Here is a 26497-nt window from a genome sequence, read left to right on the forward strand (position 1 = left end):
CTCCACCAGAACATGCACACCACCGTCACGACCAAACTCAGGCGCACCACCACTTCCATGCTGCTGGGCCTGGCATGCACGGTCGGGCTGATGAGCGAAATGGGCCATGCCCAGGCCGCCATTCCCGTCTATGGCTATCTGGTAAAAAATACCTATCCGCACGACCAGCGCGCGTTCACCCAGGGCCTGCTGTTCAAGGATGGCCACCTGTATGAAAGCACGGGCCAGAACGGCCAGTCTTCCTTGCGCAAGGTCGACCTGAAGTCGGGCAGGGTGCTGCAGCGCGAAATGCTGGACCAGAACGTCTTCGGCGAAGGCATTACCGACGTGGGCGATGAAATCATGGCGCTGACCTGGACCTCGCAGACCGGCTATGTGTTCGACCAGAAAACCTTCAAGCTCAAGCGCAAGTTCGACTACAAGGGCGAAGGCTGGGGCCTGGCCAGCGACGCGAAGTACGTCTACATGAGCGACGGCAGCGCCGCCATCCGCGTGCTGAATCCGAAAACGCTGGCGGAAGTGCGCCGTTTCGACGTCAAGGCCGAAGGCAAGCCGATCGAGCGCCTGAACGAACTGGAAATCGTCGACGGCCAGCTGTATGCCAACGTGTGGGGCGCCGACGTGATCGCCCGCATCGATCTTGCCAGCGGCAAGGTGGTCGGCTGGATCGACCTGACCGGCTTGCTGCCGCCAGACCAGCGCGGCACCGCCAACCCGGACGCGGTCCTGAACGGCATCGCTTGGGACAAGCACGGCAAGCGCCTGTTCGTCACCGGCAAGCTGTGGCCCAAGCTGTTCGAGATCGAGCTGATCGAGATTCAGCGGCATTGATGCCACGTGGTTGATTTCTGTACCAGCGTTGGGGTCATGCCAGCGTTGGGGGCCGCCAATTGCATACGGCTTGTTGTGCGCTTGGGAAGGTTTGCGAAGCGGCCAGAGCCAGCTAAAAAAGAACTCAAGTGACAAAAAAGGTGGCCTCATCAGCAAGAGCAAAACAATACTGTTGAATGATGAGCTTGTGCCTGAACGCCGTCAGCGCAGTGACTATTGAATCGATAGTTACTTGCCAGTGCCGCACGGCGCGCAGCTTATATACGGGCGCGATTTGCAAAATCTATCCAATTGTCATAGATATAAGGAATAACACTGTTTTTTCCGGACAGGAGGGCGTTTGAAAGGATGAAAAACCGTTCTTTTTCACAACATTTAATATTGTCGTAAAAATATCTTTCCGCGGCTTATCATCTTTCAGCCATTCCCGGCGCTGCCCACAGTGGCGCGGGCTTGGCATCGATACGATACGCAACCTACCCGTGGAGAGACCAGCATGAAAATGCCCGAAGCAGGCAGTACCCAGTCGCCGATCAAGCACCGTCCGCTCGACCAGTTGGCCACCGATACGGCGGCCGTGCGCGCGATTGCGCAGGCGGCCGTCAGCGTGGAGCTGTTTACCATCCCGCTGTACATGGCCACCATGTATTCGATTTACGGTACGCACCAGATCAATTCCAAGGGCGTGCGCTACTACGAAGGCCGGCAATGGCCGGGCATGAGCACCACCGCCAAGCCCGAGTCAAATGAGCAAAAGGCCTTCAATATCATTTTCAGCGTGTTTATCCAGGAAATGCTGCACCTGCAGATGGCGTCGAATATCGCCACTGCGATCGGCGCGGCGCCGTGCTTCACCGGTGCCGAACTGCAGAACCAGCAGCATGGCTGGACCTGCTACGGGCCAAAGCTGACCACCATACCGCATATCGTCGACCTGAAAGACACTTCGGGCTACAGCCACGTGCGGGTCAACCTGGAAGAGCTGAACGATAACCAGTGCGAACTTTTCCGCGCCATCGAGCAGCCGGAAGAGCAGGCCAGGGAGCAGTTGCGCGCCTTCGACAAGGTCGATCACACCAAGTATTTCCCGCAAGTGCCGCTGGCCGACTGGACGCCGGGCAAGCATGTACACGACCTGCCGCTGTTCGGCACCATCGGCTATATGTACGAATGCTATGCGGCTTATATCAGCATCGAGTACACCGATGGCGAAACCTTGTGGCAGAAGCTGTTCGTCAACAATTCGGTGCAGCAGGACATGTTCAACACGACCGTCGAGGGCCATGAGAAGGCCGAGTTCCCCCGCTTCGACACCAGCTTCGGGCCGAATGTGCAGGATGGCGGCAATATCACCTCGTTCAACAAGGCGATCGACATGATGGCCGCGATTACCGACCAGGGCGAGGGCAGCGACGGCGCCATCAAGCGCTATCGCCGCAACGTGGGGGCCATGCTGATGGCCGTGCAACCCGACTACCGCGAGGACGATGAAGCGCTGAAAGTCGATTATCCTTCCTACAGCAACGACGGCGGAGACGCCGATTCGCGCGACGCGGCGGCCCGCCACGACAGCGCCCAATTTGATCACTACGAGCGCTTCGGCCAGGTGAAGGACATGCTGCCGGTAAAAACCTGGGCGCAATGGCACTCGGACGGCCATGTCTGGGATGCGGCCATGCTGACCAACGAGCACTACAATCCGGCCACCGCGCCGCAGAATATTCCCGGCCCCGACGACGTGGCGGGCGCGCTGAACCGTTTGAAAGACCAGTCCAATACGCTCTCCATGCTGAGCACGGTCGCCACCGGCGCCATCTACGGCATCACCTCAGTGCTCGATACCTACTGGCAACACCAGGGCACGGCGTTTCCGTATCCGTCGATGGTTGGCGCCGGCGACCGCATGGCGCTGTGCTGGGCCGTGCTGGGCCAGGCGCCGAACCTGGAAACGGGCGTGCCGGTGCGCGACAAGGACATCCTGTACCACGCCTGCCAGGGCATGCACCTGGAAGGCGAGGCCGAAGCGACCTGCGCGGCGCTGGCCGTCTACCATACCTGCCGTGGCTCCAACGGCTGCCATGCCCAGGGCGGCTGCGGCTTTGCCCAGCTCGATACGGGCGGCGGCCAGTGCGGCGGCTCCGCTGCCGGCGGCGGTTCTTCTTCCTCCTGCGGCCATTCGGCCAAGGTGACCAAGGTGGCAGGCAATCTGTGCGGCGCTCCCAAGCCGCCGCCACCGGTGCCGGCAGACGAAGTCTACAGCGCGCCGAGCGACAACAAATGCGCCACCTTCGGCGGCTGCGCCGTGCCGATTTCGGCCTCGCAACTGTTCCCCAACGCCACGCCGGGCACCATGACCTTGTATAACTTCGGCCCAGGGCCCGATCACAAGTCGCAGCCGCTGGGCCAGAGCGTCAGCTTTGCGCTTGGCGAAAGCGTGTACGACAAGGCCTGGGAAGCGTATGCCAAGGTAATGGCGGCGCGCGGTGCGACACCCGCAGCCAAGCCGGCGCCGACCGATCTGCGCATGGCCCTGCCACCGTCGACCTGATGACGGCCGCCAATATACTGGCGGATCCCCGCCTGGGCCTGCCGCATCTGGGCCTGGGCGTCGGTTTGCGCCCGCAGCATTACCAGCACATCCTGGAACACGGACCGCAGGTGGACTGGTTCGAGATTATCAGCGAGAACTTTATCGACAACCACGGCTATGGCCGCCATGTATTGGAGCGAGTGGCGGCGCAGGTGCCGATCGTCATGCATGGCGTGTCGCTGTCGATCGGCAGCAGCGATCCGCTCGACATGCGCTACCTGGCCAAGCTGCGCCAGCTGGCTGAAGAGATCAAGCCCGCCTGGATCTCGGACCATTTGTGCTGGACCGGCGCGGCCTCCGTCAACAGCCACGACCTGTTGCCGCTGCCGCTGGACGAAGCCAGTTTTCGCCATGTGGCCGCGCGCGTACACCAGGTGCAGGATTTTCTCGGGCGTCCCCTGATCCTGGAAAACCCCAGCACCTATGTCGAGTTCGCCAGTTCCAGCATGCCGGAATGGGAATTCCTGGGCCGCCTGGCCGAAGACACCGGCTGCGGCCTGCTGCTGGACGTAAATAACGTGTACGTCAGCGCGCACAACCATGGCTACGATGCGGCGCACTATATCGGCCAGTTGCCGCACAGGCATATCGTGCAAATCCACCTTGCCGGGCCCACCGATTGCGGAGAAGTACTGATCGACACCCACGATGCACCGGTGCCGGCGGCCGTCTGGCGCCTGTATGCGCTGGCGCAGCGGCTGACGGGCGGCGTGTCGGCGCTGCTGGAGTGGGATGCCAATATCCCGTCGTATCCGCAGTTGCTGGCGGAACTGGCCAAGGCGCGCGCGGCCGAAGGGGGCGATTTTTCGGACGAAGCACCATTGGTTCCAGCGCGCGGCGCCGTGTCCAGTCCGCTCAGCTTTCACCTGGGAGATGTCCATGCATAAGCCCGAGCAACTACCGCTGGCGCAGCTGCAGGCATGGTTCCTGACGGCCATGACGGCGCCCGGCGGCGCGCAGCGCGGCATCGAGCTGGCGCAGCAGCACCATGGCCTGAGCCAGGAAGAGGTGCTCAAGCCGACAGCCGGGCGCCAGGCGCGCCTGCATATCTACGCCGACGGCTACGTGCAGCGTTTGCTCGAATGCCTGCAGGCCGACTTTCCCGTGCTGCGCAAAACCATGGGCGCGGAACTGTTCGATTTTTTCGCCCGTGCTTATGTCTGGCGCCACCCCTCGCGCTCGCCCACCTTGTACGACCTGGGCGGGGGCTTTGCCGATTTCCTGGCGGCCAGCCAGCCGGCGGGCGCTGACGAACTGTTGCGCTTTCCCGTCGAACTGGCCCGGCTGGAACGCGCGCGCAGTGAAGCGGGCAGGGCGCAGGGGCTGGAACAGCGGGCGCCACCTTCCATGCCTGAGCTTGCCTGGCTGAGCGGCGGCGAGACGCCGATACGGCTGGCGCCGTGCACGCGCCTGCTGGCCCTGTCGTTTCCACTGCAGACATTCTGGCGCGCGGCGCAGGCCGCGCCCGATGACGCCATGCCACCCCAGCCCGAACCGGGGCCCGGCCATGTCGCCATCGCGCGCCTGGATTACCGGCTCAGCATGCACAGCTTGCTGCCGTGGCAGTTTCACCTGCTGCAAGTGGCACAGGAAAAAACCGCCGGTCTGCAGACCGCTGCATTGCATGCTGCGCGTCAGTGTGCCATGCCGGCAGGCCAGGTGCTGGCTGATGCCATGCTGTGGCTGCCACTGGCCGCCGCAGCCGGTATTACTTGTGGCATGGAATGAATAACGGTGCCAGACGCAAAAAAGGCCGATCAAATCGGCCTTTTGCAACAGGATGATCAAGGATCAGCGGTAGAACGCTTCGACCTTGCCTTTCAGTTTGATCTGCAGCGGACGGCCGCGGCGGTCCAGCGACTTGGTCGAGGCAACCTTGATCCAGCGTTCGCTGATGCAATATTCTTCGACATCGAGGCGTTCCTTGTCGTTGAACTTGATGCCCACGTCGTTTTCAAACACGGCGGCGACGTGATAAGGGCTGCTGGGGTCGATCGACAGGCGATCGGGCAATGGGGGTAAGGTGGTGGTATCGTTCATGGGCGTAATTATCGCCCAGAATGGGCTTCACGACAACGGGTCAGTGGTGCTTCGTGCCACTCGGGTCTTGCAGCTGTATCACTTTGCCGTGCTGCCAGGCATCGGCGCCTGCATCGATGGCAGGTGCGGCGATATCGGCCCGCTGGCGCCGTTTTTCGGCCGAGTCGACCTTGAAGCGCGCATCGCGTGCCGCCACCATGGCGGCGTCGGCCTGGCCATCCTGCGTGAAACCCATCATCAGTTGTGGCACGCCCAGCGGCAATTCCTTGTGCAGGTCCGTATGCCAGGTATGCCAGGTCTTGCCGTAGGTGCCCACCAGTTTTTGCATCAGCGCTTTTTCCGCCACGGCCGGGATGCCCGGCGCAATCAGCTGGCCCGATTTTACTTCATGCACATGGCTGTGCCACAGCGATTTTTCGGCGTCCGGCAAGCCCTGGTACAAACGGCCGCTGACGATATATTCGACGCCCATCAATTTCGCATTCTTCACATTGCCGTCGTAGATCACGCATTGAATCACATCCTCATTGACGATGGCGCAATAGTGGTGGGCTTCCATCTGGCCGTGCGGATTGCCGTTGTAAAAGTGGAATCCGTCGAGGTAGGCGTTCAGTGCCTCGATGGGTGGCTTGTCCTGCAACAGGGCGGCGCCTGCTTCGAGGGTGCGGGTGGAGGCCTTCGCCGGCGCGCCTGGCGCGCTCACATTCGAGCCGGTATTGTCCGCGCCGCAGCCGGCAAGCATGGCGCAAATGCTCATCAGCAAAGCGGGTAGGGTTTTCATCGTTGGAAGTTCCACGTATCAAGGCCAGGCAGGCGCTTGCCTTGCCTGGCCGATAGGAGGATGCCTTGCCTGATTAACGATCAGCGTTTGGCATCATCGTTCTTGTGGCTTTGGCGGCCAGCTTCGGCGTGTTGCTCCGGCGTGCCGCCGCGCATCCCCGAACCCGAACCCGACTGTTCACTGGAGCCGCGCGATGCACCCGATTGTTGCGAACCGCTCGAGCCACCGCTGTTGCCGGCGTCATTCTTGTGGCTTTGACGGCCTGCTTCCACATGCTGCTCGTGCGTGCCACCTTGGGTGCCGCCCGACGTGCCGCGCGAACCCGATTGCTGCGAGCCAGAGCCGGAGCCGCTGGCGCCGTCGTTCTTGTGGCTTTGACGTCCAGCCTCGGCGTGCTGCTCCGGCGTGCCGCCGCGCGTGCCCGACGATTGGTTGCCCGATTGTTTGTTCGTGTCGTTATTGCTGTTCGAAGCCATGATGTGTCCTCTATTGAGTGGTTGCTTTGATTTGCAGTCCATCGAAGAATGAACTCGCTGACATCCGCCGGCCCGGCATTTTCAAAGGCAATGCTGGGTACGCCGTTGTAGCCATTCTGCGTTGCCACAAGTTCAGCTGCCATAGGGGTACGTCCTGTCGCTTTGTAGGATAATTCTGTGGTGGATTGCAACTATTTCAAAATAGAATTAATGTTACCGGTCGGTAATGCCATGTTTTATTCGGTGAGGTGGCATCGCGGTGGCGCCAGCTTCATGCTCCAAGTTGAAATAGATAGTTGTTGACCGTGATAACTGGATATGTGATGCTCCGTAGCAATTTAACAATCGTCCATCGAAGGTCGCCATGCTCAACCGTTTACCGCTGTCAGCGCTGGTCGCCGCGCTCGCCATCTTGTCGCCCTGTGCCGTAGCGGCCACTACGGTGGCGCCAGCGCAGCAGCGCGTGACCGTGGAGCAAAGCGTCACCACTTTTCTGCAAGAAGAAATGCAGGAGCGGCAAATTCCCGGCTTGCAAATTGCAGTCATACACCACGGGAAAGTCGTATTGAAGCGTAATTTTGGCGTGGCCTCGCTGCAATATGGCGTGCCGGTCAGCGACGCCAGCCTGTTTTCCATCAACTCGGCCACCAAGGCATTTACGGGCGTGGCCGTGATGCAGCTGGTGCAGCAGGGCAAGGTTGATCTCGATGCGTCTGTATCACGCTACCTGCCCGGCTTGCCAACCGCCTGGCAAGCCGTGACGATCGCGCAGTTGCTCAACCATACTTCCGGTTTGCCTGATGTGCTGGATCAGGCCACGGGCAAGCTGGTGGGGCCGCGGCCCGATGACAATGATGCAGCCTGGAAAGCCGTGCAAGCGCTGCCCATGGATTTCCAGCCAGGCCAGCGCTACCGCTACAACCAGACCAATTATGTCTTGCTGGCACAGCTGATCGAGCGCCAGAGCGGCTTGGCCTTCGTGGAGTTCATCCGGCGCGGACAGTTCGATGTGGCCGGCATGCCCCATAGCGGCTTTGGCGACGCCAAAGACGTGGTGCGCAACAAGACCACGTCCTATTTCCTCGCTGGCAAGGACTACCGCAATGTGATCGAGGATTTCCCCGTCTTCATGCGCGCCGGCGCCGGCATCAACAGCAATGTGGGCGAACTGGCCAGGTGGCTGATCGCGCTGCAGTCAGGTCGCTTGCTGGCACCGGCCAGCGTGGCGCGGCTGTGGCAACTGGGTTCCTTGAATGATGGCAAGCCGGCGCCGTGGGCGCTGGGCTGGCCTGCCATCCGCCGTGACGGCCACCGCGCCGTGGCCGGCATCGGCGGCGGGCGCTCGGCGTTTTATGTCTATCCGAACGACGATCTGGCGATTATCATCCTGACCAACCTGGCCGGTGGCCAGCCCGAGCAACTGATCGACACGGTGGCTGGCTTCTATCTGCCGGCCTTGCGCCAGGAACTGGGTGGAGCGCATGCCTTGTATTTGCTGCGGCAAACCATGGGCAAGGCCGGCTTTGACAATATGGAGCGGCGGCTGACGGCGATCCGCCAGCAGCATGCGCTGCCCGCGCCGGATGAAAACGATCTGAACGCCTGGGGCTATCGCCTGCTGCGCCGGCAGCAGGCCAGCGACGCCATCGCCGTATTCCAGCTGGCGGTGCGGCTGTACCCGGATAGCGCCAATGGCCACGACAGCCTGGCTGAGGCCAGCGAGGCAGCGGGCGACACTGCGCTTGCCGTCACGCACTATCGCCGCTCGGTTGAACTCGATCCAGGCAACCAGCACGCGGTCGAACGGTTGAGGCTAATCGAAGTGCGCTGAATTATAGGGCGAGCATGCTACCCACCGACATATACCTCAGTCATGACGAAAGATACTTACGGATGACTTGCTGGGCATCAACGAATGACTGTCCATACCATTCTGCATAGTGTATGGCCGTAGTGTTTTTATGATGAAGGTCAAGTAGGGCATAGTACCAATCCCCATTACGACTGCGACCACTGAGTAGTGCTCCCGGAAAGCACTGGCCATCAATCAAGTTCTGAAAGTGCTGTTCATCCACATTATATCCGCGACAATTAAATTCGGTTTTGTTTAGTAATTTGATAAGATTATATAAGGCAACTAATTGAGCTGTGCCAGAGCCGCCTATGTGCTTACTGACATGCCAGCTCCCATTCAGTATTTTGTAGCGCCAGTCACCGTATTTGAACACGATTGCGCACTCCGCGTATTCCGAATTGGAACGGACAAAGATGATCTGCTCAGGCTTCTCCTCCTCAATTTCGGCCATGACATGCGCAGGCGAATTAATTAATTTGCAAGATAGATAGGGCTCATGCTCACCATGAAGTAGCCAACTAGAATTGATGCCAAAGCACTCGCTGAATTGAATAAGAAACTGTCTGTCAGGTTCCTCTGTTCCTTTCAGTAAATTCTCTACTATAGATACCTTATCTATATTCATCATCTCAGCGATTTTGGTGGTCGATAACGATGTCGCGACATTCACATTTATCAGTCTCAAAACTTGCCGCAAGCGCTTTCCAAACTGCTGAGGTATAGCGGGTGCAGCCTTTGCGCTCGGCGCAGGTTTTCCAAGTTGAGCAGGATAGAATCGTTTCCCAATATCTTGATATTCATCTATCATTAGCAAGATGTCATCCCAAGATGAAAGAAGTACACTGAATTGCCCTTTCTCTTCCCTGGCATCGGACAAAATATTCACCTCAGTTTGAAGACTTCCTTTGCGGTCGCTGGTCGTGGCGATTATGAAATGGCGTAACTGCGGTAAGAATGTTTCTGCTTTCTGGATTTCGATCAAAATCTCGCGCATCGATATCGGCTTCTTGCTTCGGACTTTACACTGCACGCCGGAACGATTACCAGTCGTTCGGTCCACGCCAAAAATATCGACGCCATGCTGAGATTCGCCAGACTTCCCATTCATCCGCGTATTAGGATCTTTCCAGCGTCTTTGGTAAAGCGCCAGACATAGTTTTTCAAATTCTTTATCATCAGTTGTGGCTGGGATTTTCAGCAGGCTTGGTTTCACGGCGCAATCCAATTAAAGATAGGTTAGCGCATAGCATAACTGATAGATAGTGAAAATAGTCTGGTACTATTCAGTAAAATCGCTCTGGTCGAATCTTCCAAGCTACGCGACCTTTAGAATTTCTGCACGGCCTCCACCAGTGCCTGCGGCGCGAACGGGTCATCCGGCAGCATAATATCCGGTTGCAGCAGCGCCGGGCTGGCGATGCCGGATGGGCGCTGGAAGATCAGGCGCGGCACGCCCAGTCCCAGGCCGCTGTTGGGCAGCTTGAAGTTTTGCGTGCCGCCGCTTTGCCGCGCGCGCGCATGGCTGGCGGCGCCAACCAGCTTGCCAAAATGAAAATCCTGCATCACGTTGGCAAACAGAATGGCCGACGAATAGGTATTGCGGCCCACCAGCACATAGGTACTGCCCTGGAAACGCAAGGGGTTATTGGGCTGCGGCTGCTGCCAGTTGCCGATTTCGCCATCGATGATGTCGCCGAGCTTTTCGCTTGCGCTCTCGCGCCCCTTGATCACTTTCTTGCGGTAGGTCGAGGCCCAGCGGTAAGGTTTGTTCGCCAGGTAGGGCAGTACGCCGTCTATCCACATGTCGTCATTGCCGCCGCCATTCTCGCGGATGTCGATGATCAGCTTGTTGACGCCGCTTTCGCGCATGCGCCGAAAGGCATCCTCGGTAAACTCGGTGAATTGGCGTTTGTCGGGCCAGGCAAAGGTGTTGATGGTCAGCAGCGCGGCACCGCCGGCCAGCGGTTCGAAATGGAATTGCTTTGTTGCACTGTTGCGTCCTTGCAGCCAGGTTGGCATGGCACCGGCGGCCGGTACGCGCAACTGCCGGCCGTCAGCCAGCAGCAGCACGTATTGCGCCGCATCGCCAAACATCTTCCAGTAAAAGAAGGGCCAGCGGGTGGATAGCAGGTCGGCGCGAAATGCGGGCGTGTCGCCATGCATGCGCTCGAGCATGTGCGCCACGATGCGGCTGGCCGGCATGCCGTTGATCTGCTCGACACGGGCGCCGGCCAGTGGCGAGGCGTTGCCGCCCAGTTCGGCCCGGATACGCAGCGTGCCGGCAGCGTCCGCCACCATTTCGTAAGGAAAAAACGTGCCGCCCGCTTTCAGGTGCGCGGCGCTCTGGCCGTACGGGTCGGGCTGCGTAATGGCCAAGTGGGCGTCGGCATACACGGGATTGAGCGTGGCCAGCAGTCGCCAGGCCGCATCGCGCGTCATGGGTTGCTGCAGCTGCATGGCCAGTTGTTGATACGCTTGCCGCAGTTGCGCTTCATCGGCGGAAAACCCCGGTTCCGGATGGGTGGCGGCGATGCTGTCCTGGATAAAGCGCAAATCGTTGCGCAACTGATCGGGCGTGAGCAAGGGCTCGTCCTGGGCGCGCAAGCCTGGATTGGTGAACAACAGCATCAGGAATACACCCAGGCGTGGCAAAACGGTCATGATCGATATCCAGTTGGAAAGGAATTCGATTCTAAGCAATGCCGGGTGCCGGCAGGCCGGCATTGCGACAGCCTGTCGTATTGCGGTGACAGGCGGCAATAATCACAGCTGAAAACACCAGGGACCTGGCGTTGCCGCGAACAGCAAGGCCAGGCCCCCGGGAGCGGCAAAGCGATTACTTCTCGGCGAACGCGCGCTCGACAACGAAGTCGCCAGGCGTGGAGGTATTGCCTTCCTTGAAGCCGCGCTCTTCCAGCATTTCCTTCAGGTCGCGCAGCATGTCGGAGCTGCCGCAGATCATCACGCGGTCGACGGCCGGGTCCAGCGCAGGCACGCCCAGGTCTTCGAACAGCTTGCCGCTTTCGATCAGGGACGTGATGCGGCCCATGTTGCGGAAGTCTTCGCGGGTGACGGTCGGGTAGTAGCGCAGCTTGTCGCTCACCATTTCGCCGAGGAACTCATGGTTCGGCAGGTGCTCGACCAGCAGGTCGTGGTAGGCCAGTTCGTCGACCTGGCGTACGCCATGGACCAGGATCAGCTGGTCGAAGCGCTCGTAGATGTCCGGATCGCGCACGATGGACAGGAACGGCGCCAGGCCGGTGCCGGTCGACAGCATGTACAGGCGCTTGCCTGGCAGCAGGTAGTCGGAGACCAGGGTGCCGGTAGGTTTGCGGCCGACGATCACGGTATCGCCCACTTCCAGGTGCTGCAGGCGCGAGGTCAGCGGGCCGCCCGGTACCTTGATGCTGAAAAATTCCAGGTGTTCTTCGTAATTGGCGCTGGCGATACTGTAGGCGCGCAGCAGCGGCTTGCCGTCCACGCGCAGGCCGATCATCGTGAAATGACCGTTCGAGAAACGCAACGAAGGATCGCGCGTAGTCGTAAAGGAGAACAGGGTATCCGTCCAGTGGTGCACGCTTAAGACGCGCTCTTCATTCATCGAACTCATAGTATTTGTTTGCTGGTCAAAAAAATGGTTAGGTGCTGGCAACTGCTGGCAAAAGTGACATCCTGTGTCGGTCCAGACCGTATTGTACTGGCCCCGACGCGAAATTGTTACCGCCTATCGCCGCCAATGCCGCCGCACGCGATGCCGACATTATAGTGCCGATGGCAAGATCCGGCTGCAAAAGCACGAAAATGGGGGCTTGGACAGGGCGAAAATCTTGATCTGAGACAGTTTTGGCGTTTCTTGCCGCTGCCGCCTACCTTAAAAGGCTGCTGTTCATTACAATTTCCCGTATTTTGATTTCGAAGTGGTAATGCAGCGCGCTGTCTTCGCTGAACTGATTTTCCAGCACGACCACATCGACATCCTTTTCAGGAAAATACAGTTTGATGGAGGCGAAACCGAGCCCCTTTCCCGAGTGCCCGATATAGCTGGCGGGGATTTTGTCGTTCACGTACACGCCGTAGCCATAGCCAATTTTTTCCTCGCCAAACGCCACATGCTGGCTGGCGATGTTGTAACTTGTCATCAGCTTGTAGGAGGCCGGCGTGAGGATGAGTCCCTTGTGCAGCTTGTCATCCCACAGATTCAAGTCTTTGGCATTCGATACGATGCCGCCTGCGGGGATGAAGTCCAGCCAGCCTGTTCTCTGGACCGGATGCTGTTTCAAAGTAAAGGTATTGTTCGAATTGACATAGCCCTTGATGACGTCATTGTGCTTGTCTTCCTCATAGCAAAAGCTGTTTTTCATGCCCAATTCCTGAAACAGCCCGTTTGCCGCCTGTATGTATTTCTGCCCGCTTGTTTTTTCCAGGATGGCGCCCAGCATGCTGTACGTCGTGACGCCATACAAAAAATCCGTGCCGGGCTGGAAGCTCAAAGGCTGGTCCAACTCGGTGATGCCTGCCGAGAAGTTGAGCAGTTGATGCACCGTCACCGTGTCTGCCCAAGCCTGCGGCAAGTCCGGCAGGTATCGCCTGACGGGGCTTTGCAAGTCGATGTTGCCTTTCTCAACCTCTCTCAGGATCAGCACCGCCGTGATTTGCTTGCTGTTCGACATGATCCTGAAATTATCGTCGGGCTTCAATGCTATTTTCTTCTCGATATCAGCGTAGCCTGCGGCTCTTGAATATTTTGTCTTGCCGTTTTGCGTGATCAGAACGACGCCATTGAAACTTCGGGGGCTTTTTTCCTGGATCAGCTTGTCTATCCTGGTGGTATAGTCATCCGCCTGCGCCTGCGCCTGTGCTGTCGTGACCAGGCAAAGAACCATAAACTCGTGACTGCTTTCAGCAATGCCGTCATCTTCGGCTTTCAGGAATATTCATGGACGAACCGGCTGCGCTGGCTTGGTCGCCGCGGCGCTTATGCTGGACGGCCGTGTTCAGCCGCGTGCAACGCCAGGTAACCCTTCAGGCCATCGTCGGCAATGCCCAGCGCCGCCAGTACGGCGGCGGTAAATGTGACCGGCGCGGTGCCGGGCGCCGTGATCACACGCTGGTCCGCCACCGCATGCGGCACGTCCTGGTACAGCTCCGCACCAGCATAGGTATTGATCGAGGTCAGGTTGTCGGCCGAATTCGAGGTATGGCGGACATGGTCCAGCAGGCCCGCCTGCGCCAGCACGCGCGTGCCGTCGCAGATGCCGGCCAGCACCACCTGGCGCCGCTGCGCGTCCAGCAGCAGGGCCGTGATATCGGGTGCTTCGGCGCTTTGCCAGCCAGGGCCGCCGCATACCAGCAGCACATCGAGGCCATCGAGGTCGATGGCCTCGATGGCCAGCTGCGGCGTGACCAGCATGCCACCTGACGACGTCACGGGCTTGCCTTGCGGTGTGGCAAAGCGCGTGTCGAAGTCGTAATACAGGCGGGCGGTGGCGTTGAACAGGCCGGTTTCCCAGTCGGCAAAGCCTTCGGTCAGCACGGTGACGGCGTTTGGCATGTGTTGCTTTTCCTCTTGATATTATCGTTTGTGTTCGCGCGCGCCATCGGCCAGTTTCCATGCCGCCAGCAGCGCGCCGCCGGCCAGCAAGGTCATGGCGATGGGCTTGCCGCGCGTGCTGAGATAAGTATACGCTGAATGTTCGTGAACCTTGCTGTTGTGGCCGCCCTCGCGCTGCCGCAGGCCTTGCTTGCCCGGCTCATAGAGCGCGTCGCTGCGCTGGGGCGCGGACAACTGTTTTTTTTGTTGCTGGCCGAACATGAACATATTCATGAACTTGTCGAGCAGGCGCGGCATCAATGTGCCTTCGAGCGAGATCAGGCGCGAGGCGGCGCCCACGTAGATATCGCGCTGCGGATGTTCGGCCGCGTACAGGATGGCGTCGGCAACCAGTTCGGGCGCATACAGCGGCGCCGGCAGCTCCGGTTCATGCTGCATGTAGTTGCGCGCGTGGGCCGTGAACATGGTGTCGATGCCCGCCGGCCTGATCAGCGTGACCGATACCGGCTTGCCGTCTTTTTCGACCTCCATGCGCAAGGCATCGGTAAAGCCTTTTACCGCATGCTTGGAAGCGCTGTACATGCCTTGCAGCGGCACGGCCCGCTCCGACACTTCGCTGCCGAGGTTGATCAGGGCGCCACCATGTTTCATCAGCTCCAGTGCCACCAGCGAGCCATGCACCACGCCCCAGAAATTGGTCTGGAACAGCCGTTCCTGGTCGGCCAGCGCAATCTCCTGCAGGCGGCCGAAGATGGAAATGCCGGCATTGTTGACCCAGGTATCGATGCGGCCGAAGCGTTGCACCGCAGCGTGGCCCAATGCTTCCATTTCCTCGCGTACGCCGACATCGACGGGAAACGCCAGTGCTTCGCCGCCATCGGCGCGCAATTGCGTGACCAGCTCGTCGAGCGCCTCGCTGTCGCGGGCGGCCAGCACCAGGCGTGCGCCCTTGCGCGCGGCGGCGCGTGCGGTGGTCAAGCCGATGCCGCTGGTGGCGCCGGTGATGACGATGACTTGTGATTGCAGCGGTTGTAACTGGATAGCCATAAATCACTCCATGAAAAATCGCAGCAGGGAAGGGGAGGAAAATGGAAAAAGAGCATGGCCGGCTGCTGCGCGAACGCCGTTGGCCCCAGCCCACGGTAAGGGGGAGCGAGCAGGCCCACTGTGCGCGAGCCCACTTATGTGCGGCTTGCCCGCACACCTCTTGACGACGATCAAGTCCGGAATCGCCTCAGTTTGCGTGATCCCGGCATCCAGTCAGTCTTAGCTGAGGAAGTCGTCGACGACCTTGCGCTTGCCCAGCATGAAGGCGTCAGCCACATGGCGCAGCGGCGACAGGTCGACATCGGACTTGCCGTTTTGCACCAGGCCGGCGAAATGGCGGTACAGCGAAGGGTACTCGCCTTCATCGCCCAGTTCCTGCGCCACGTCATCGAGCCACAGTTTCGCGCCGCCATCGGCCATGCGCAGCACGCCGGCTTCGGTGGTGATGATGATGTCCCAGCTTTGCTTGCCGGTCTGGCGCCAGTCGAATTCGGCGTGCACGTCCAGACCGTTGGCATCGGTAAAGCGCAGGTCGGCGGCGATCGGCGCGTCGCGGTTGGCAGGAAATTCCAGCACGCCCGATTTCAGGAACATGGCCTCAGGCAAAATTTCCGTGACGATCGACAAGGCGTTGATGCCCGGATCGAACACGCCCAGGCCGCCTGCTTCCCATATCCATTCCTGGCCCGGATGCCAGTGGCGCACGTCTTCCTTCCAGATCACGTGCACCTGGCGCGGCGCGTTTTTTGCCAAAAAGGCCTTGATCACCTGCACCGCCGGCGCATGGCGCGAATGCCAGCTGGCGAACAGCGTTACGCCCTTGGACTGGGCCAGCTGGTCCAGGTCTGCCACTTCCGAGAGGGTGGCGCCGGGCGGCTTTTCCATGAACACATGCTTGCCGGCCAACAGCGCGGCGCGCGCCGCCTGGTAGCGGTGCTGGGGCGGCATGCACAGGGCAACAGCTTCGATGTCCGGCTGCTGCGCCAGCATTTCGTCGATCGACGCAAAGCCTGGCAAGCCCGGAACGGTGGCGTTGCGGCTGGCCGAAGCCAGCAGTTGAAAGTCGCTGTTGGCGGCGATGGCGGGCAGATGCTGGTCGGTGGCAATCTTGCCGACGCCGACGATACCCAGTTTGATGGCTGACATTGATTCTCTTTCTAGGGGTGTCATTGGGAGCCGCAATCTTACCAGCGCTGATGCACGAATGGGGCGATGCGATGCTGGTAAATCGCGCGCAGCGCCGCCATGGTTTCCTCAGGCAAAGCGGGCAAGCTGCTGGCCGCGCTGTTCGCTGCCGCCTGCTGCGCGTTGCGCGCGCCGGGAATCACGGTGCTGACGCTGTCTTCCATCAAAATCCAGCGCAAGGCAAACTGCGCCATGGTGGCATTGCCGGGCACCAGGCGGCGGATATCTTCCACCACTTCCAGTGCCACCTCATACGGCACGCCGGAAAAGGTTTCGCCCTTGTCGAACGCTTCGCCATTGCGGTTGAAGGCGCGGTGGTCGTCGGCGGCAAAGGCCGTGTTGGCGTGCATCTTGCCGGTCAACACACCGGACGCCAGCGGCACGCGCACGATGACGCCGATATCGCGCTTTTTCGCCTCCGCGAAAAACAGCTGGTTCGGGCGCTGGCGGAAGATGTTGTAGATGATCTGGATCGACGCCACGTTCGGGTATTCGATGGCTTTCAATGCTTCCTCGACCTTTTCCACCGACACGCCGTAGTGGCGGATCTTGCCGGCGCTGACCATGCGGTCCATCGCGTCGAACACTTCGGGGCGGTAATACACGTCCGGTGGCGGGCAGTGCAGCTGCACCAGGTCCAGGCAATCGGTATCGAGGTTGACCAGGGACCTCTCGACGAAGGCCACCAGATTGGCCTCGTTATAGCCGTCGGCCACGTGCGGCGACAGGCGGCGCCCGGCCTTGGTCGCCACATACGGTTTCTCGCCGCCGCGTTCCCTGAGCACCTCGGCAATGAAGCGCTCGGAACGGCCGTCGCCATACACGTCGGCCGTGTCGATAAAGTTGGTGCCGGCGTCGAGCGCCGCATGCAGGGCCGCCTTGGCGTCCTCGCTGCTGACGTCGCCCCAGGCGCCGCCGATGGCCCAGGCGCCAAAACCGATTTCGGAAATGCTGTGGCCGGTGCGGCCGAATGATCGTTGTTTCATGTTTTTATCTCTCAATTCAGGGCATCAACTGGCCGCCGTTAACTTCAATAATTTGCCCGGTGATATAGCCCGACAGCGCTTCCGAGGCCAGGAACAGGAAAGCGCCGACGCATTCCTGCGGCAGGCCGGCGCGGCCCATCGGGATGGTGGCGCTTTGCGCAGCCATCATGTGTTCGGGCGTGTCGCGCACGTGGAATGGCGTCAGTATCAGGCCGGGCGCCACGGCATTGACGCGGATCTTGTCGGCCACGAATTCCTTGGCCTGGCCGCGCGTCAGGCTGCTGACAAAGCTTTTTGCCGCCGCATACAGCACCGCGCCGCCACCGCCGCCGTTCCTGGCCGCGATCGAGGTGGTGTTGATGATAAAACCGCCGCCGGCCGCTTTCAGGTACGGGTGGGCGGCGCTGCTGGCCTGCCAGACCGACTTGGCGTTCAGGTTAAGTACGTCGTCGAAGTGGGCGTCCGTTGCCTGCGTGGTGGGAATGCGGCCCAGCATGCTGCCCGCATTGTTGATCAGTCCATCGAGGCCGCCGAGCACGCGCGCCGCCTCGTCGACCACGCGCGCCACCGCACCGGCTTCCGCCAGGTCGCCCTGCAGCAGAGTAATGTTTTCGGGATACTGCGCGCGCAGCGCCTCGGCAGCTTCCAGGCTGGCGTTGTAGTGCAGCACGACACGCGCGCCTTGCGCCGCAAAGCCCAGCGCCACGGCTGCGCCGATGCCGGTCGAGCCGCCCGTTATCAGGATGCGCTTGCCGGCCAGGTCGCCCAGTGCCAGATGTGTAGCGATAGTCATCGGTTCTCCAGTGGTAAGATGTTTTTATAGGCAAGATCGTACTGTGGTTGCAGGCCGCCATGCTAAAATTTGACGTGAGCCTGATTCATTGAAATGATTACTCAAATTCATCCATGTCCGTCTTTGACCGTATCGAACTTGCCGACCTGCGGGTCTTTCTCGCCATCATGCGCACGCGCAGTTTCAAGGCCGCCGCCATCCAGCTGGGCCTGACGCCATCGGCGGCCAGCCACGCCATGCGCCGCCTGGAAGAACGGCTGGGGGCGAAATTGCTGAACCGGACCAGCCGCGCGGTGGCGCCGACCGATACCGGGGTGGCGCTGGCGGCGCGCCTGGAAGAGGGTTTCGACACCATCGGCCATGCGCTGGCCGAGATCGACGCGCCCGGCGCGGGCCGCTTCGGCGAGCTGCGCATCAATGTGTTTGCCGACGCCGCCCATTTGATGATCGCACCGGCGCTGCCCGAATTTGCGCGGCTGTGCCCGCATGTGAAATTGACAGTGGTAGTCGAAGACCGGCCCATCGATATTGTTGCCGGCGGTTATGACGCCGGCATCCGCTACGGCGACTATGTGCCGGAAGACATGATCGCCGTGCCATTGTCCGGACCGCAGCGCTGGGTGGTCGCCGGTGCGCCCGCCTACTTGGCGCGCCATGGCGTGCCGCAGACGCTGGACGACCTGGCGCAGCACAGCTGTTTGCAACTGCTGTTGGGAGACAATTCCAGCTATCGCTGGGAGCTGAGCAGTGGCGGCGGAAGCGCCCAAAAGCCGGCCAAACGCGGCATCCGCGTGCCCGGCCTGATCACCATCAACGACACCGCGACCACCATCAACGCCGCCAAGGCCGGCGTGGGCCTGAGCTACCTGCTGGAAAGCCGCATCGCGCTTGAGCTGGCCGAAGGCAGCTTGCGCGTGGTGCTGGACCAGCATGCGGCGCGCGGCGAGCCGTTTCATATGTATTACAGCAGCAGGCGCCACAATCACCCGGCGTTAAGGACCCTGGTGGATATTATTCGCAGGCAGCAATCACTGGGCGAATTGCGGTAGTCACGCAGTTGAAGCGTGGCTTACAAATGAACTGTAATATGATTTTCCCTACGACGATGTACAACCGGGCAAAACGACATGAAAGGCGGGCGTAAAAAACTATGACGGCGGAGTGAGATATTTTTTCACGAAGTCCATAAAATCTTTATCTTGACTCAGAATTTTATTAAGCTCCTCAAAAAAAATTGCATTTTTCATTATTCGCTCAAAGTTGACAACTTCACCCTTTTCAAATGCTGACCGGCTTACGCTCTGAACCACCAACGATACTTGGGTAGCAGCGATCCAGTCCACATCTTCCTTTTTTAACTGTTGTATGGCAGATAAAGCGAATTTGTCCGCATCCACCTCACGTTGCACCGCTGTTGCTGGCATCACGGCATCTTCACAAGACAAGCCGGAAAATTTGCCCTCATGGCATAGCAATAGATGACCTAACTCGTGCAATAGCGCCGCAAACCAAATCGCCTGCCAGTCTACAGTGTTGGCCTCTTCTGTCATGCGGACCGGTACATTCGCTATATTTTCTGCGGTCAAACCATTTAATATTTTTTCAGGAATGATTTCACCACGCAAATAAAATTTTCTGAAGTCGGCTGCATGTTTTTCTGCCGCGGCAGCAGGGCAGTTATTACCGAAATGGCCCAATGCATTCACTAAAAAATAAAACTCCGCAGAGCAAAATTGTTCGAAATTTGATGCGGAATTTGTGTATATTGAATCGCGATCTTCATTTCGTTTTTTTCTTAAATAGAGAAGATAATTATCCCATATTTTAATGCGTCTGTCAGCATATTCGTCATCGTGTAAAATATTCAAGTTCGCGTATTTGAAAACTCTTGTAATTTGTTCAATGTACTGAAACTGTCGAATGCAAAACAGGATTTCGGGATTTCCATTTGCTGTTTTCCCTGTTTTAGCAAAAAAATCAAGCGCGCAGCCGTGATTTGGGCTGCCATCGAGCAAAGTGATTTTTATTGTGCGTACAAAGTCCCGTTTTTCACCTGGAATATAGCGGAGCATTTGTTCGCTTAAATGCTGTGGTAGCAGCTTTTTTCCAGGGGCCGGCGACGACAGCCACTCAACAAGCGTTTTATATGGAACATTTAACGGCGTTCCTATGACAGACTGAGCATGTGCTGGTGGAAAAAAAAGAACAGAAAAGATCAGCCAGCTAATTTTCATTCAGGTTCTCCCTTAGTTCACGCAATCTGTCAATGGCGTTGCGCAAATTTTCCAGCTGATCACTTTCATTGTTGGCATCTACCTTTTTCTTGGCATTCATTTCCGATACTAAAGCTTTGTTGGCCATATCCAGTGCGTCCTTATACTGTTGGATTGGTGGCGATCCTTCCAGGTAGTTTACCGACCAGACACGGCAAGGCTTGCAACTTGCGGGTGGTGGTTTTGAAGAACTATTCTGGTATTTCGTCAAAAATGGCTGAAAGGAGGATGTTGACATGTCAACATGATAATTACTGCCGAGTGAGCCAGAAAAAGTTTTAGGCTGACTTCCAATGTTTGAGCAGTCTGGCTCGGGCATATTGATATTGGCGGGGCGCGCAATCAAATACAATAAAATTGCTGCGCCAAATGCCACCAAGAATACTCCTGGTCCAAGCGAACTTAGCTTGATCTTGAAATTGCCATAGTCAAAAGTTCCCACAGTTGCTACTTTTATTCCGTCACGATATAAAGACCAACCGAGAAATATGCAACAAATTGCTCCTATGCCAGCAATAAGCAAGCCTATGGAACGTGAAATTGCAGCGATAACTACGACATAACCTTGAGGATCCATCATGCTCTCCTTTTTTGTGAAAATATAGCATCAAAATTCTCAAGGTTCTTCGATGTGGGCCAATTATTGGACGGTAAATAAAAAATTCCAGAAAAATAATTCTCGGCGTAAATTTCATGAAACACGATAGTTTGCAGGCAAACGCAGCCAGCTTCGTCGCTTTTGCCAAATGTGAGGAGCATCTTGCTTGCCTTGAGGCATAATCGTCGGAAATATTGTTTGGGTAGCCATTCCTCCGGAGCGCCATGAAAAACCTCAGCCCAGTCCAGCCATTTCAAGCGAGCGTGACCGCTACCAGCCATGGCGTTCTGACCACCTTGACGGTCGCCACTTCGTTGTCGGCCAAGGAAAGCATTGCCTCGGGCGAAAAAAGCCTGTTGACGAACTATGTGTACCGCGCAGACGGCACCTACCAGTTGATATATACGGTGGTGGACACGGATGGCCAGGCCGAGCATTTCGCGGAAGATGACGGCATCCTGCCGACCCTGTTTTTGAGCCCGCAGCAGCAGGCCTGGGTTTCCATCGTGCCTTACCACCCCGACAAGGAACTGGAAATCAGTATTCCCGTGTTCCAGCGCGAACAGGTCGCGCCGCCGAAAGGCAGCCGGCCGTTCGTGGGCGACTTTATTGGCAGCACGGAAACGGCATCGATTTTTCACGATGCCGACTGGTCCGATACCAAGCCCGACAAGATGCTGGTGATGCAGTTCGAGAACGGCTTGCTGAAAAAGAAGAGCAATCTCAAGCTGGCACTGCCGGGCAATAACAAGGTGGCGATCACCGGCTCGACCATACAGTTGCTGGCTCACATGGGCGACGACTGGCTGCACCGTGAAATCGACGAGCAGGGCAACGAACTGCGGCGCAGGAGCATCGCGGCCAACGGCATGTATGGCCTGCAGATACTGGCGCTGTCGTTTGATGGCGATTCGTATTTGCTGGCCCAGCATGAGGGCCAGCTCGTGATGGTCAACATCGATATGGCCGGAAACAGCGAAATTATCAACTTGATCGCTTTCGAAGATGAATTCTTCAATACCTGGCGGCCCGAAGCGATCGGTGATGATACCTTTGTGACCCGCTTCAATTGCGAGTTCGGCAATGGCTGGCTGACCACCCGCAAGGACCAGTTGATCGAGCTGTACTACAGCAAGGATGCCGGTGGTTATCGCAACTTGCTTACCGGCGAGGTGCTGCAGCTGCCGCATGGCAACCTGGTCATCTCCAGCCTCAACCGCACGGCACAGCACGCCTATGCGGTGGTGCTGTATTCGATGGCCGGGGACGATGACAGCACCAGGCAATTGCTGATCCTGAACCGCACGCTGGCCGCCGCGATTTAACTCGACAGCCCAGGCCACACCCGGCATAATGAGAATCTTTCTTATTTACAATTGTACCTACAGATCAGCCGCCGCCATATCTGGACGGTTCACCTTTCACGACCGTGCCACACCTGTGCTTGAGCATTATTACCGAGAGCTGTTGAATTTTTGCGCGCGCATGGTGCGCGACCGCGATGCTGCCGCCGACGTGGTGCAGGAAAGCTATGCCCGCGTGCTGGCCGTGCGCAATGCCGGCCAGGAAATCCCCGAGCCGCGCGCCTTGCTGCACCAGACGGCGCGCCGCCTGATCATCGACCGCCACCGACGCGAAGCGATCCGCCAGCATGACGATATCGACAACCTGCCCGAATCGGCGCAGCCGGCCGCGCCGGCGCACCTGGAACCGGACTCCGTGTATGCGCACGAACAGCATGCGCTGGCGTTTGCCGCCGTGATCGACGCGCTGCCGCCCCGTTGCCGCGAAGCGTTCGTGCTGAACCGTTTCGACGGCATGTCGCACCAGCAGGTGGCCGAGCACATGGGCATTTCAAAGAATATGGTGGCGCAGCACATTATCCGCGCGGTACTGGCCTGCAAGGCCTGCGAAGACAGGCTGGGCGTGCCCGCCACCTGGCCGCAGCAGGCAAAGCGAGGACCTTTGGCATGAGTCAGACCGTCGATCTCGATCTCGATCTTGACCTGGCAGCAGCCAGTTGGCAGGTGCGCCGCCAGGACGGCCTCAGCGCCAGCGAAGAAGCGCAGTTCCAGGCCTGGCTGGCCGCCGACAGTGAACACCGGCAAGCATATGCGCGCATGGAGGGCGTATGGGACGGCTTGGGCGAATTGCATCCCACGGCGGTGGCGCAACTGGCCAGGGCGATGCCGGAACCCAAAAAACGGGCGTTCCGCCTGCCGCTGGTCACGGCCGCTCTCGCCATCAGCGCGGTCTGGAGCGGCTGGTTTGGCTGGAATTATTATCAACAGCAGCCCGTCTTCCATGAAAGCTTTGCCAGCGCGCGCGGCGAACAGCTCGATGTGCATCTGCCCGACGGCAGCGTCATGAAGCTCGATACGGCGACCAGGGTGGAAGTGACCTTGTACCGCCAGCGGCGCGAGGTGCGGCTGCCCGAAGGCCAGGTCAATTTCTATGTGCGCGCCGACAAGGCGCGGCCCTTCGATGTGCTGTCCGACAGCTTGCGCGTGACGGTGGTCGGCACCCGCTTTGCCGTGCGCAATACCCATGCGGGGCTGGGCCTGGGCGGCGAAGCCGTGACGGTGGAAGAGGGCCGGGTGAGGGTGGCGCCCCTGCATGCCACGGCCGGCAGCACTGGCGCGGTGGAACTGACGGCCGGCGAATCTGTGCAGGCCAACCGGGCAGGCGCGCTGGGCACAGTCGATACCCGCCTGGCCCACGGCGCCTTGCTGTGGCGCGAAGGCCGCATCAATTTCGACAATACGCCGTTGGCGCAGGCGGTAGCCGAATTCGAACGGTATGGCGATACCAGGCTGGTCATCAATGATCCCGAGGTGGCCGCCATGCGCGTCAACGGCAGTTTCGACACACGCCTGGCGGCCGATTTCGGCAGCGCCTTGCCGCTGGTCTTGCCGGTACAGCTGCGCAAACACGGCAGCGTGACGGAAATCGTGGCGGCTGGCAAGCTCGCAAGATAAATACAAAAAATTTGAGTTGGCACCTCAACCTGCGGCAAGTTCGCGCGTCTGCATTGGTAGTGATTCTTGTTTACCGTGTTGACCCTGGAGACTACCCGCATGCCGCAGCCCCGTTTTTATCCTGTTCCCCTGACCATTGTCGTCGCCATTGCCAGCCTTGCCAGCTTGGCCGCCTCGCCTGTGCTGGCACAGGGCGCCGCCACCTTCGCCATCGTCCTGCCGGCCCAGCCGCTGGGTTCGGCCTTGAACGAACTGGCGCGCCAGGCCAGTTTTCAGCTGATCGTCCATCCCGACCTGGTGGCCGGCAAGAACGCGCCGGCCGTGTCGGGCAGCCTGAGTGCGCAGCAGGCGCTCGAACGCTTGCTGGTCGGCAGCGGCTTGCAGGCATCGCAGGAAGGCAGGGTGGTGGTGGTCAAACCGGTCCCCAAGGCTGACACCGTGACGCTCGCAGGCATCAGCGTCACGGCCAGCGCCGAGCGCGAAACGCCGACCGGGCCGGTGGCCGGCTATGTCGCGAAACGTTCGGCCGCCGGCAGCAAGACCGATACGGCCATTATCGATACGCCACAGTCGATTTCCGTTGTCACGAATGACGAATTGCGCAACCGCCAGGCCGAAACCCTGTCGCAGGCGCTCAATTACACGCCGGGCGTTACCAGCCAGCCCACCAGCTTCAGCCGCACGGCCGACCGCTTCCGCATCCGCGGCATGGATGTCGAGTCCGCCACCAGCGGCTCGATGCGCGACGGCATGCGCCTGCAAAGCAATTCCTACGACGGCACCCAGGAGCCATTTGGCCTGGAAAGGGTGGAAGTGTTGCGCGGCGCGGCCTCGGTGCTGTACGGCCAGCTGTCGCCGGGCGGCGTGATCAATGCCGTCAGCAAGCGCCCGACCAGCGCGCCGGTGCGTGAAGTCCAGCTGCAGACGGGCAGCCACGACCGCAAGCAGGTCGCCATCGATGTCGGTGGCAAGGTCCCCGGCAGTGACACGCTCGATTATCGCCTGACCATGCTGGGCCGCAAAAGCAATACCTCCCAGGATTACCTGAACGACGACAAGCTATATATCGCGCCCGCGCTGACCTGGCGCCCCAGCGCCGACACCTCGCTCACGATCCTGTCGTTCTATCAAAAGACGGCGACGCGGTTTTCCGCGCCGCTACCGTACCAGCTGGTCGAGGGTGTCGGTACCGGTCCGGTACGAATCGGGCGCGAGGCGTTTATCGGCGAGCCCGATTACGACAAGATGAAGGGCGACATGCATGCGATCGGCTATGAATTCGAGCACCGTTTCAGCGACAAGCTCAAACTGAGCCACAAGCTGCGCTATTTCGAGGCGGACGTGAACTGGAACTATCTGCAGGCGCAGACCACGGCGGCGGCGATCCGCAACGCCAGCGAACGCGGCCTGCTGGCCCGCCAGTACAGCGACCGGCGCGAACGGGCGCGCGGCATTGTCAGCGACACGAATGTGGCTGGCAACTGGCAGTGGCTGGGTATGGAACACGCTTTGCTGGCCGGCGTGGACGCCTACCAGACCACGTATGACTCGCGCAATTTCCGCAGCAATGCACCAACCCTGAACCTGCTTACCTATAACTATGGCCAGCCGGTAACGGTGAACCGCGCGCGCAATGTCGACCGTGGTTCGCGCATCGAAACTTTGCAAAAGGGCATCTACCTGCAGGATCAGCTCAGCCTGGGCGAAACCTGGACCGTGCTGCTGGGCGCGCGTCATGACTGGGCCAGCCAGGACCAGACCCTGCGCCGCAACGGTAGCAGGCTGGACAAGGACGACTCGGCCACCACCTGGCGCGCCGGCCTGGTCTACAAGACGGCCAGTGGCCTCGCGCCCTATGTCAGCTACAGCGAATCGTTCTTCCCGGTGGCGGTGGCCGCCGCCAACGGCCAGTCCTTCAAGCCGACGGGCGGCAAGCAGTATGAAGCCGGCGTGCGCTACCAGCCTGCCAACAGCAATATGCTGCTAAGCGCGGCCGTGTACGAATTGACGCAAACCGATGTGCTCAAATACGACGCCGGCAACGATGTGTATCGCCAGGCGGGCCAGGTGCGCTCGAAAGGGCTGGAATTGGAAGCCAAAGCCGACCTGGGCCGTGGCGCCAGCCTGATCGCGTCCTACGCCTATACCGATGCGCGCACCACGCGCAGCACGATTGCCAGCGAAATCGGCCAGCGCAGCGAAGACACGCCGTTCCACCAAGCAGCCCTGTGGCTGGACTACAGCTTTGCCAGCCTGGGCCTGCCGCAATTGACCACCGGCGCCGGCGTGCGCTACAAGGGTTCCACCCAACCGTCGGGCATGAGCCGTTCCATGCCGGCATATACCATGCTGGACGCCATGCTCAGCTACCGCCTCAGCCGCCACTGGCAGCTGACGGCCAATGTCAGCAACCTGGCCAACAAGCAATTTACCTATTGCGAATTTGCCATCTGCAGCTATGGCGATAAGCGCCAGGCCACCGCCACCTTGTCCTACCAGTGGTAAGGACTGGC

24 protein-coding genes are annotated in these 26497 nt (G+C 59.5%); 10 read left to right on the plus strand and 14 right to left on the minus strand.

What is annotated here, in order from left to right; genetic code table 11:
• Window positions 1–12: 12 nt before the first annotated feature.
• The 4 genes from AC0Z42_RS19835 (at window position 13) to AC0Z42_RS19850 (ending at window position 5149) form a co-directional block, all read left to right on the plus strand.
• A complete protein-coding gene (locus AC0Z42_RS19835) occupies window positions 13–831 on the plus strand; it encodes a glutaminyl-peptide cyclotransferase (protein ID WP_485469899.1) in 819 nt (272 codons plus the stop codon).
• Between the two features lie 496 nt (window positions 832–1327).
• Window positions 1328–3379: a ferritin-like domain-containing protein gene (locus AC0Z42_RS19840; RefSeq protein ID WP_485469900.1), complete on the plus strand. Its 2052-nt coding sequence runs from the start codon at window positions 1328–1330 to the stop codon at window positions 3377–3379.
• A 17-nt stretch (window positions 3380–3396) separates the two neighbouring features.
• The gene (bufB, locus tag AC0Z42_RS19845) at window positions 3397–4308 is read left to right on the plus strand and encodes an MNIO family bufferin maturase (protein WP_485470051.1); all 912 of its coding nucleotides are present in this window, start codon (window positions 3397–3399) and stop codon (window positions 4306–4308) included.
• Window positions 4301–5149: an HvfC/BufC family peptide modification chaperone gene (locus AC0Z42_RS19850; protein WP_485469901.1), complete on the plus strand. Its 849-nt coding sequence runs from the start codon at window positions 4301–4303 to the stop codon at window positions 5147–5149. The genes bufB and AC0Z42_RS19850 overlap by 8 nt, the downstream gene beginning before the upstream one ends.
• A 63-nt stretch (window positions 5150–5212) precedes the next feature.
• On the opposite strand, the gene AC0Z42_RS19855 is transcribed toward AC0Z42_RS19850, so the two are convergent.
• The 3 genes from AC0Z42_RS19855 to AC0Z42_RS19865 form a co-directional block, all read right to left on the minus strand.
• Window positions 5213–5461 (minus strand): DUF3297 family protein, encoded by a 249-nt coding sequence (locus AC0Z42_RS19855; RefSeq protein WP_065308447.1) that lies wholly within the window; start codon window positions 5459–5461, stop codon window positions 5213–5215.
• A 40-nt stretch (window positions 5462–5501) separates the two neighbouring features.
• The gene (locus tag AC0Z42_RS19860; protein WP_485469902.1) at window positions 5502–6242 is read right to left on the minus strand and encodes an OBAP family protein; all 741 of its coding nucleotides are present in this window, start codon (window positions 6240–6242) and stop codon (window positions 5502–5504) included.
• 80 nt (window positions 6243–6322) lie between these two features.
• The gene (locus tag AC0Z42_RS19865) at window positions 6323–6718 is read right to left on the minus strand and encodes a hypothetical protein (protein WP_485469903.1); all 396 of its coding nucleotides are present in this window, start codon (window positions 6716–6718) and stop codon (window positions 6323–6325) included.
• Between the two features lie 364 nt (window positions 6719–7082).
• Here AC0Z42_RS19865 and AC0Z42_RS19870 point away from each other — a divergent pair, with 364 nt between their 5' ends.
• The gene (locus AC0Z42_RS19870; protein ID WP_485469904.1) at window positions 7083–8549 is read left to right on the plus strand and encodes a serine hydrolase domain-containing protein; all 1467 of its coding nucleotides are present in this window, start codon (window positions 7083–7085) and stop codon (window positions 8547–8549) included.
• 40 nt (window positions 8550–8589) lie between these two features.
• Here AC0Z42_RS19870 and AC0Z42_RS19875 read toward each other — a convergent pair whose 3' ends face one another.
• From AC0Z42_RS19875 to AC0Z42_RS19915, 9 genes are all read right to left on the minus strand, one after another.
• Complete coding sequence (locus AC0Z42_RS19875) at window positions 8590–9786, minus strand: hypothetical protein (protein ID WP_485469905.1); 1197 nt, start codon at window positions 9784–9786, stop codon at window positions 8590–8592.
• Between the two features lie 113 nt (window positions 9787–9899).
• A complete protein-coding gene (locus tag AC0Z42_RS19880) occupies window positions 9900–11234 on the minus strand; it encodes a S41 family peptidase (RefSeq protein ID WP_485469906.1) in 1335 nt (444 codons plus the stop codon).
• Window positions 11235–11409: 175 nt separating this feature from the next.
• Entirely contained in the window at window positions 11410–12183 is a 774-nt protein-coding gene (locus AC0Z42_RS19885; protein ID WP_485469907.1) for a ferredoxin--NADP reductase, read from the minus strand.
• Between the two features lie 256 nt (window positions 12184–12439).
• Complete coding sequence (locus AC0Z42_RS19890) at window positions 12440–13456, minus strand: serine hydrolase domain-containing protein (RefSeq protein ID WP_485469908.1); 1017 nt, start codon at window positions 13454–13456, stop codon at window positions 12440–12442.
• 92 nt (window positions 13457–13548) lie between these two features.
• Window positions 13549–14124: a DJ-1/PfpI family protein gene (locus tag AC0Z42_RS19895; protein ID WP_485469909.1), complete on the minus strand. Its 576-nt coding sequence runs from the start codon at window positions 14122–14124 to the stop codon at window positions 13549–13551.
• A gap of 21 nt (window positions 14125–14145) precedes the next feature.
• Complete coding sequence (locus tag AC0Z42_RS19900; protein ID WP_485469910.1) at window positions 14146–15171, minus strand: SDR family oxidoreductase; 1026 nt, start codon at window positions 15169–15171, stop codon at window positions 14146–14148.
• Window positions 15172–15390: 219 nt separating this feature from the next.
• Window positions 15391–16317, minus strand: coding sequence for a Gfo/Idh/MocA family protein (locus AC0Z42_RS19905; protein ID WP_485469911.1), 927 nt, complete (start codon window positions 16315–16317; stop codon window positions 15391–15393).
• A 38-nt stretch (window positions 16318–16355) separates the two neighbouring features.
• A complete protein-coding gene (locus AC0Z42_RS19910; protein WP_485469912.1) occupies window positions 16356–17342 on the minus strand; it encodes an aldo/keto reductase in 987 nt (328 codons plus the stop codon).
• A 16-nt stretch (window positions 17343–17358) separates the two neighbouring features.
• Complete coding sequence (locus AC0Z42_RS19915; RefSeq protein WP_485469913.1) at window positions 17359–18135, minus strand: SDR family NAD(P)-dependent oxidoreductase; 777 nt, start codon at window positions 18133–18135, stop codon at window positions 17359–17361.
• Between the two features lie 113 nt (window positions 18136–18248).
• Here AC0Z42_RS19915 and AC0Z42_RS19920 point away from each other — a divergent pair, with 113 nt between their 5' ends.
• Entirely contained in the window at window positions 18249–19184 is a 936-nt protein-coding gene (locus AC0Z42_RS19920; protein ID WP_485469914.1) for a LysR family transcriptional regulator, read from the plus strand.
• Between the two features lie 99 nt (window positions 19185–19283).
• On the opposite strand, the gene AC0Z42_RS19925 is transcribed toward AC0Z42_RS19920, so the two are convergent.
• Window positions 19284–20369, minus strand: coding sequence for a hypothetical protein (locus AC0Z42_RS19925; protein ID WP_485469915.1), 1086 nt, complete (start codon window positions 20367–20369; stop codon window positions 19284–19286).
• A complete protein-coding gene (locus AC0Z42_RS19930; RefSeq protein WP_485469916.1) occupies window positions 20359–20988 on the minus strand; it encodes a hypothetical protein in 630 nt (209 codons plus the stop codon). The genes AC0Z42_RS19925 and AC0Z42_RS19930 overlap by 11 nt, the downstream gene beginning before the upstream one ends.
• A 242-nt stretch (window positions 20989–21230) precedes the next feature.
• Here AC0Z42_RS19930 and AC0Z42_RS19935 point away from each other — a divergent pair, with 242 nt between their 5' ends.
• From AC0Z42_RS19935 to AC0Z42_RS19950, 4 genes are all read left to right on the plus strand, one after another.
• Entirely contained in the window at window positions 21231–22331 is a 1101-nt protein-coding gene (locus AC0Z42_RS19935; RefSeq protein WP_485469917.1) for a hypothetical protein, read from the plus strand.
• Between the two features lie 115 nt (window positions 22332–22446).
• A complete protein-coding gene (locus AC0Z42_RS19940) occupies window positions 22447–22980 on the plus strand; it encodes a sigma-70 family RNA polymerase sigma factor (protein ID WP_485469918.1) in 534 nt (177 codons plus the stop codon).
• Complete coding sequence (locus AC0Z42_RS19945) at window positions 22977–23984, plus strand: FecR family protein (RefSeq protein WP_485469919.1); 1008 nt, start codon at window positions 22977–22979, stop codon at window positions 23982–23984. The genes AC0Z42_RS19940 and AC0Z42_RS19945 overlap by 4 nt, the downstream gene beginning before the upstream one ends.
• Before the next feature lie 99 nt (window positions 23985–24083).
• Window positions 24084–26489: a TonB-dependent siderophore receptor gene (locus AC0Z42_RS19950; protein ID WP_485469920.1), complete on the plus strand. Its 2406-nt coding sequence runs from the start codon at window positions 24084–24086 to the stop codon at window positions 26487–26489.
• The last annotated feature ends 8 nt before the right edge of the window (window positions 26490–26497 follow it).

Source organism: Janthinobacterium sp. 1L-D-8-B-C4 (assembly GCF_057291295.1).

Excerpts from the sequence above, each read along its gene's own strand:
- AC0Z42_RS19835 (WP_485469899.1), top strand. The coding sequence starts at position 13 with ATGCACACCACCGTCACGACCAAACTCAGGCGCACCACCACTTCCATG.
- AC0Z42_RS19840 (WP_485469900.1), top strand. The coding sequence starts at position 1,328 with ATGAAAATGCCCGAAGCAGGCAGTACCCAGTCGCCGATCAAGCACCGT.
- AC0Z42_RS19850 (WP_485469901.1), top strand. The coding sequence starts at position 4,301 with ATGCATAAGCCCGAGCAACTACCGCTGGCGCAGCTGCAGGCATGGTTC.
- AC0Z42_RS19855 (WP_065308447.1), bottom strand. The coding sequence starts at position 5,461 with ATGAACGATACCACCACCTTACCCCCATTGCCCGATCGCCTGTCGATC.
- AC0Z42_RS19860 (WP_485469902.1), bottom strand. The coding sequence starts at position 6,242 with ATGAAAACCCTACCCGCTTTGCTGATGAGCATTTGCGCCATGCTTGCC.
- AC0Z42_RS19865 (WP_485469903.1), bottom strand. The coding sequence starts at position 6,718 with ATGGCTTCGAACAGCAATAACGACACGAACAAACAATCGGGCAACCAA.
- AC0Z42_RS19870 (WP_485469904.1), top strand. The coding sequence starts at position 7,083 with ATGCTCAACCGTTTACCGCTGTCAGCGCTGGTCGCCGCGCTCGCCATC.
- AC0Z42_RS19880 (WP_485469906.1), bottom strand. The coding sequence starts at position 11,234 with ATGACCGTTTTGCCACGCCTGGGTGTATTCCTGATGCTGTTGTTCACC.
- AC0Z42_RS19885 (WP_485469907.1), bottom strand. The coding sequence starts at position 12,183 with ATGAGTTCGATGAATGAAGAGCGCGTCTTAAGCGTGCACCACTGGACG.
- AC0Z42_RS19890 (WP_485469908.1), bottom strand. The coding sequence starts at position 13,456 with ATGGTTCTTTGCCTGGTCACGACAGCACAGGCGCAGGCGCAGGCGGAT.
- AC0Z42_RS19895 (WP_485469909.1), bottom strand. The coding sequence starts at position 14,124 with ATGCCAAACGCCGTCACCGTGCTGACCGAAGGCTTTGCCGACTGGGAA.
- AC0Z42_RS19900 (WP_485469910.1), bottom strand. The coding sequence starts at position 15,171 with ATGGCTATCCAGTTACAACCGCTGCAATCACAAGTCATCGTCATCACC.
- AC0Z42_RS19905 (WP_485469911.1), bottom strand. The coding sequence starts at position 16,317 with ATGTCAGCCATCAAACTGGGTATCGTCGGCGTCGGCAAGATTGCCACC.
- AC0Z42_RS19910 (WP_485469912.1), bottom strand. The coding sequence starts at position 17,342 with ATGAAACAACGATCATTCGGCCGCACCGGCCACAGCATTTCCGAAATC.
- AC0Z42_RS19915 (WP_485469913.1), bottom strand. The coding sequence starts at position 18,135 with ATGACTATCGCTACACATCTGGCACTGGGCGACCTGGCCGGCAAGCGC.
- AC0Z42_RS19920 (WP_485469914.1), top strand. The coding sequence starts at position 18,249 with ATGTCCGTCTTTGACCGTATCGAACTTGCCGACCTGCGGGTCTTTCTC.
- AC0Z42_RS19925 (WP_485469915.1), bottom strand. The coding sequence starts at position 20,369 with ATGAAAATTAGCTGGCTGATCTTTTCTGTTCTTTTTTTTCCACCAGCA.
- AC0Z42_RS19930 (WP_485469916.1), bottom strand. The coding sequence starts at position 20,988 with ATGATGGATCCTCAAGGTTATGTCGTAGTTATCGCTGCAATTTCACGT.
- AC0Z42_RS19935 (WP_485469917.1), top strand. The coding sequence starts at position 21,231 with ATGAAAAACCTCAGCCCAGTCCAGCCATTTCAAGCGAGCGTGACCGCT.
- AC0Z42_RS19945 (WP_485469919.1), top strand. The coding sequence starts at position 22,977 with ATGAGTCAGACCGTCGATCTCGATCTCGATCTTGACCTGGCAGCAGCC.
- AC0Z42_RS19950 (WP_485469920.1), top strand. The coding sequence starts at position 24,084 with ATGCCGCAGCCCCGTTTTTATCCTGTTCCCCTGACCATTGTCGTCGCC.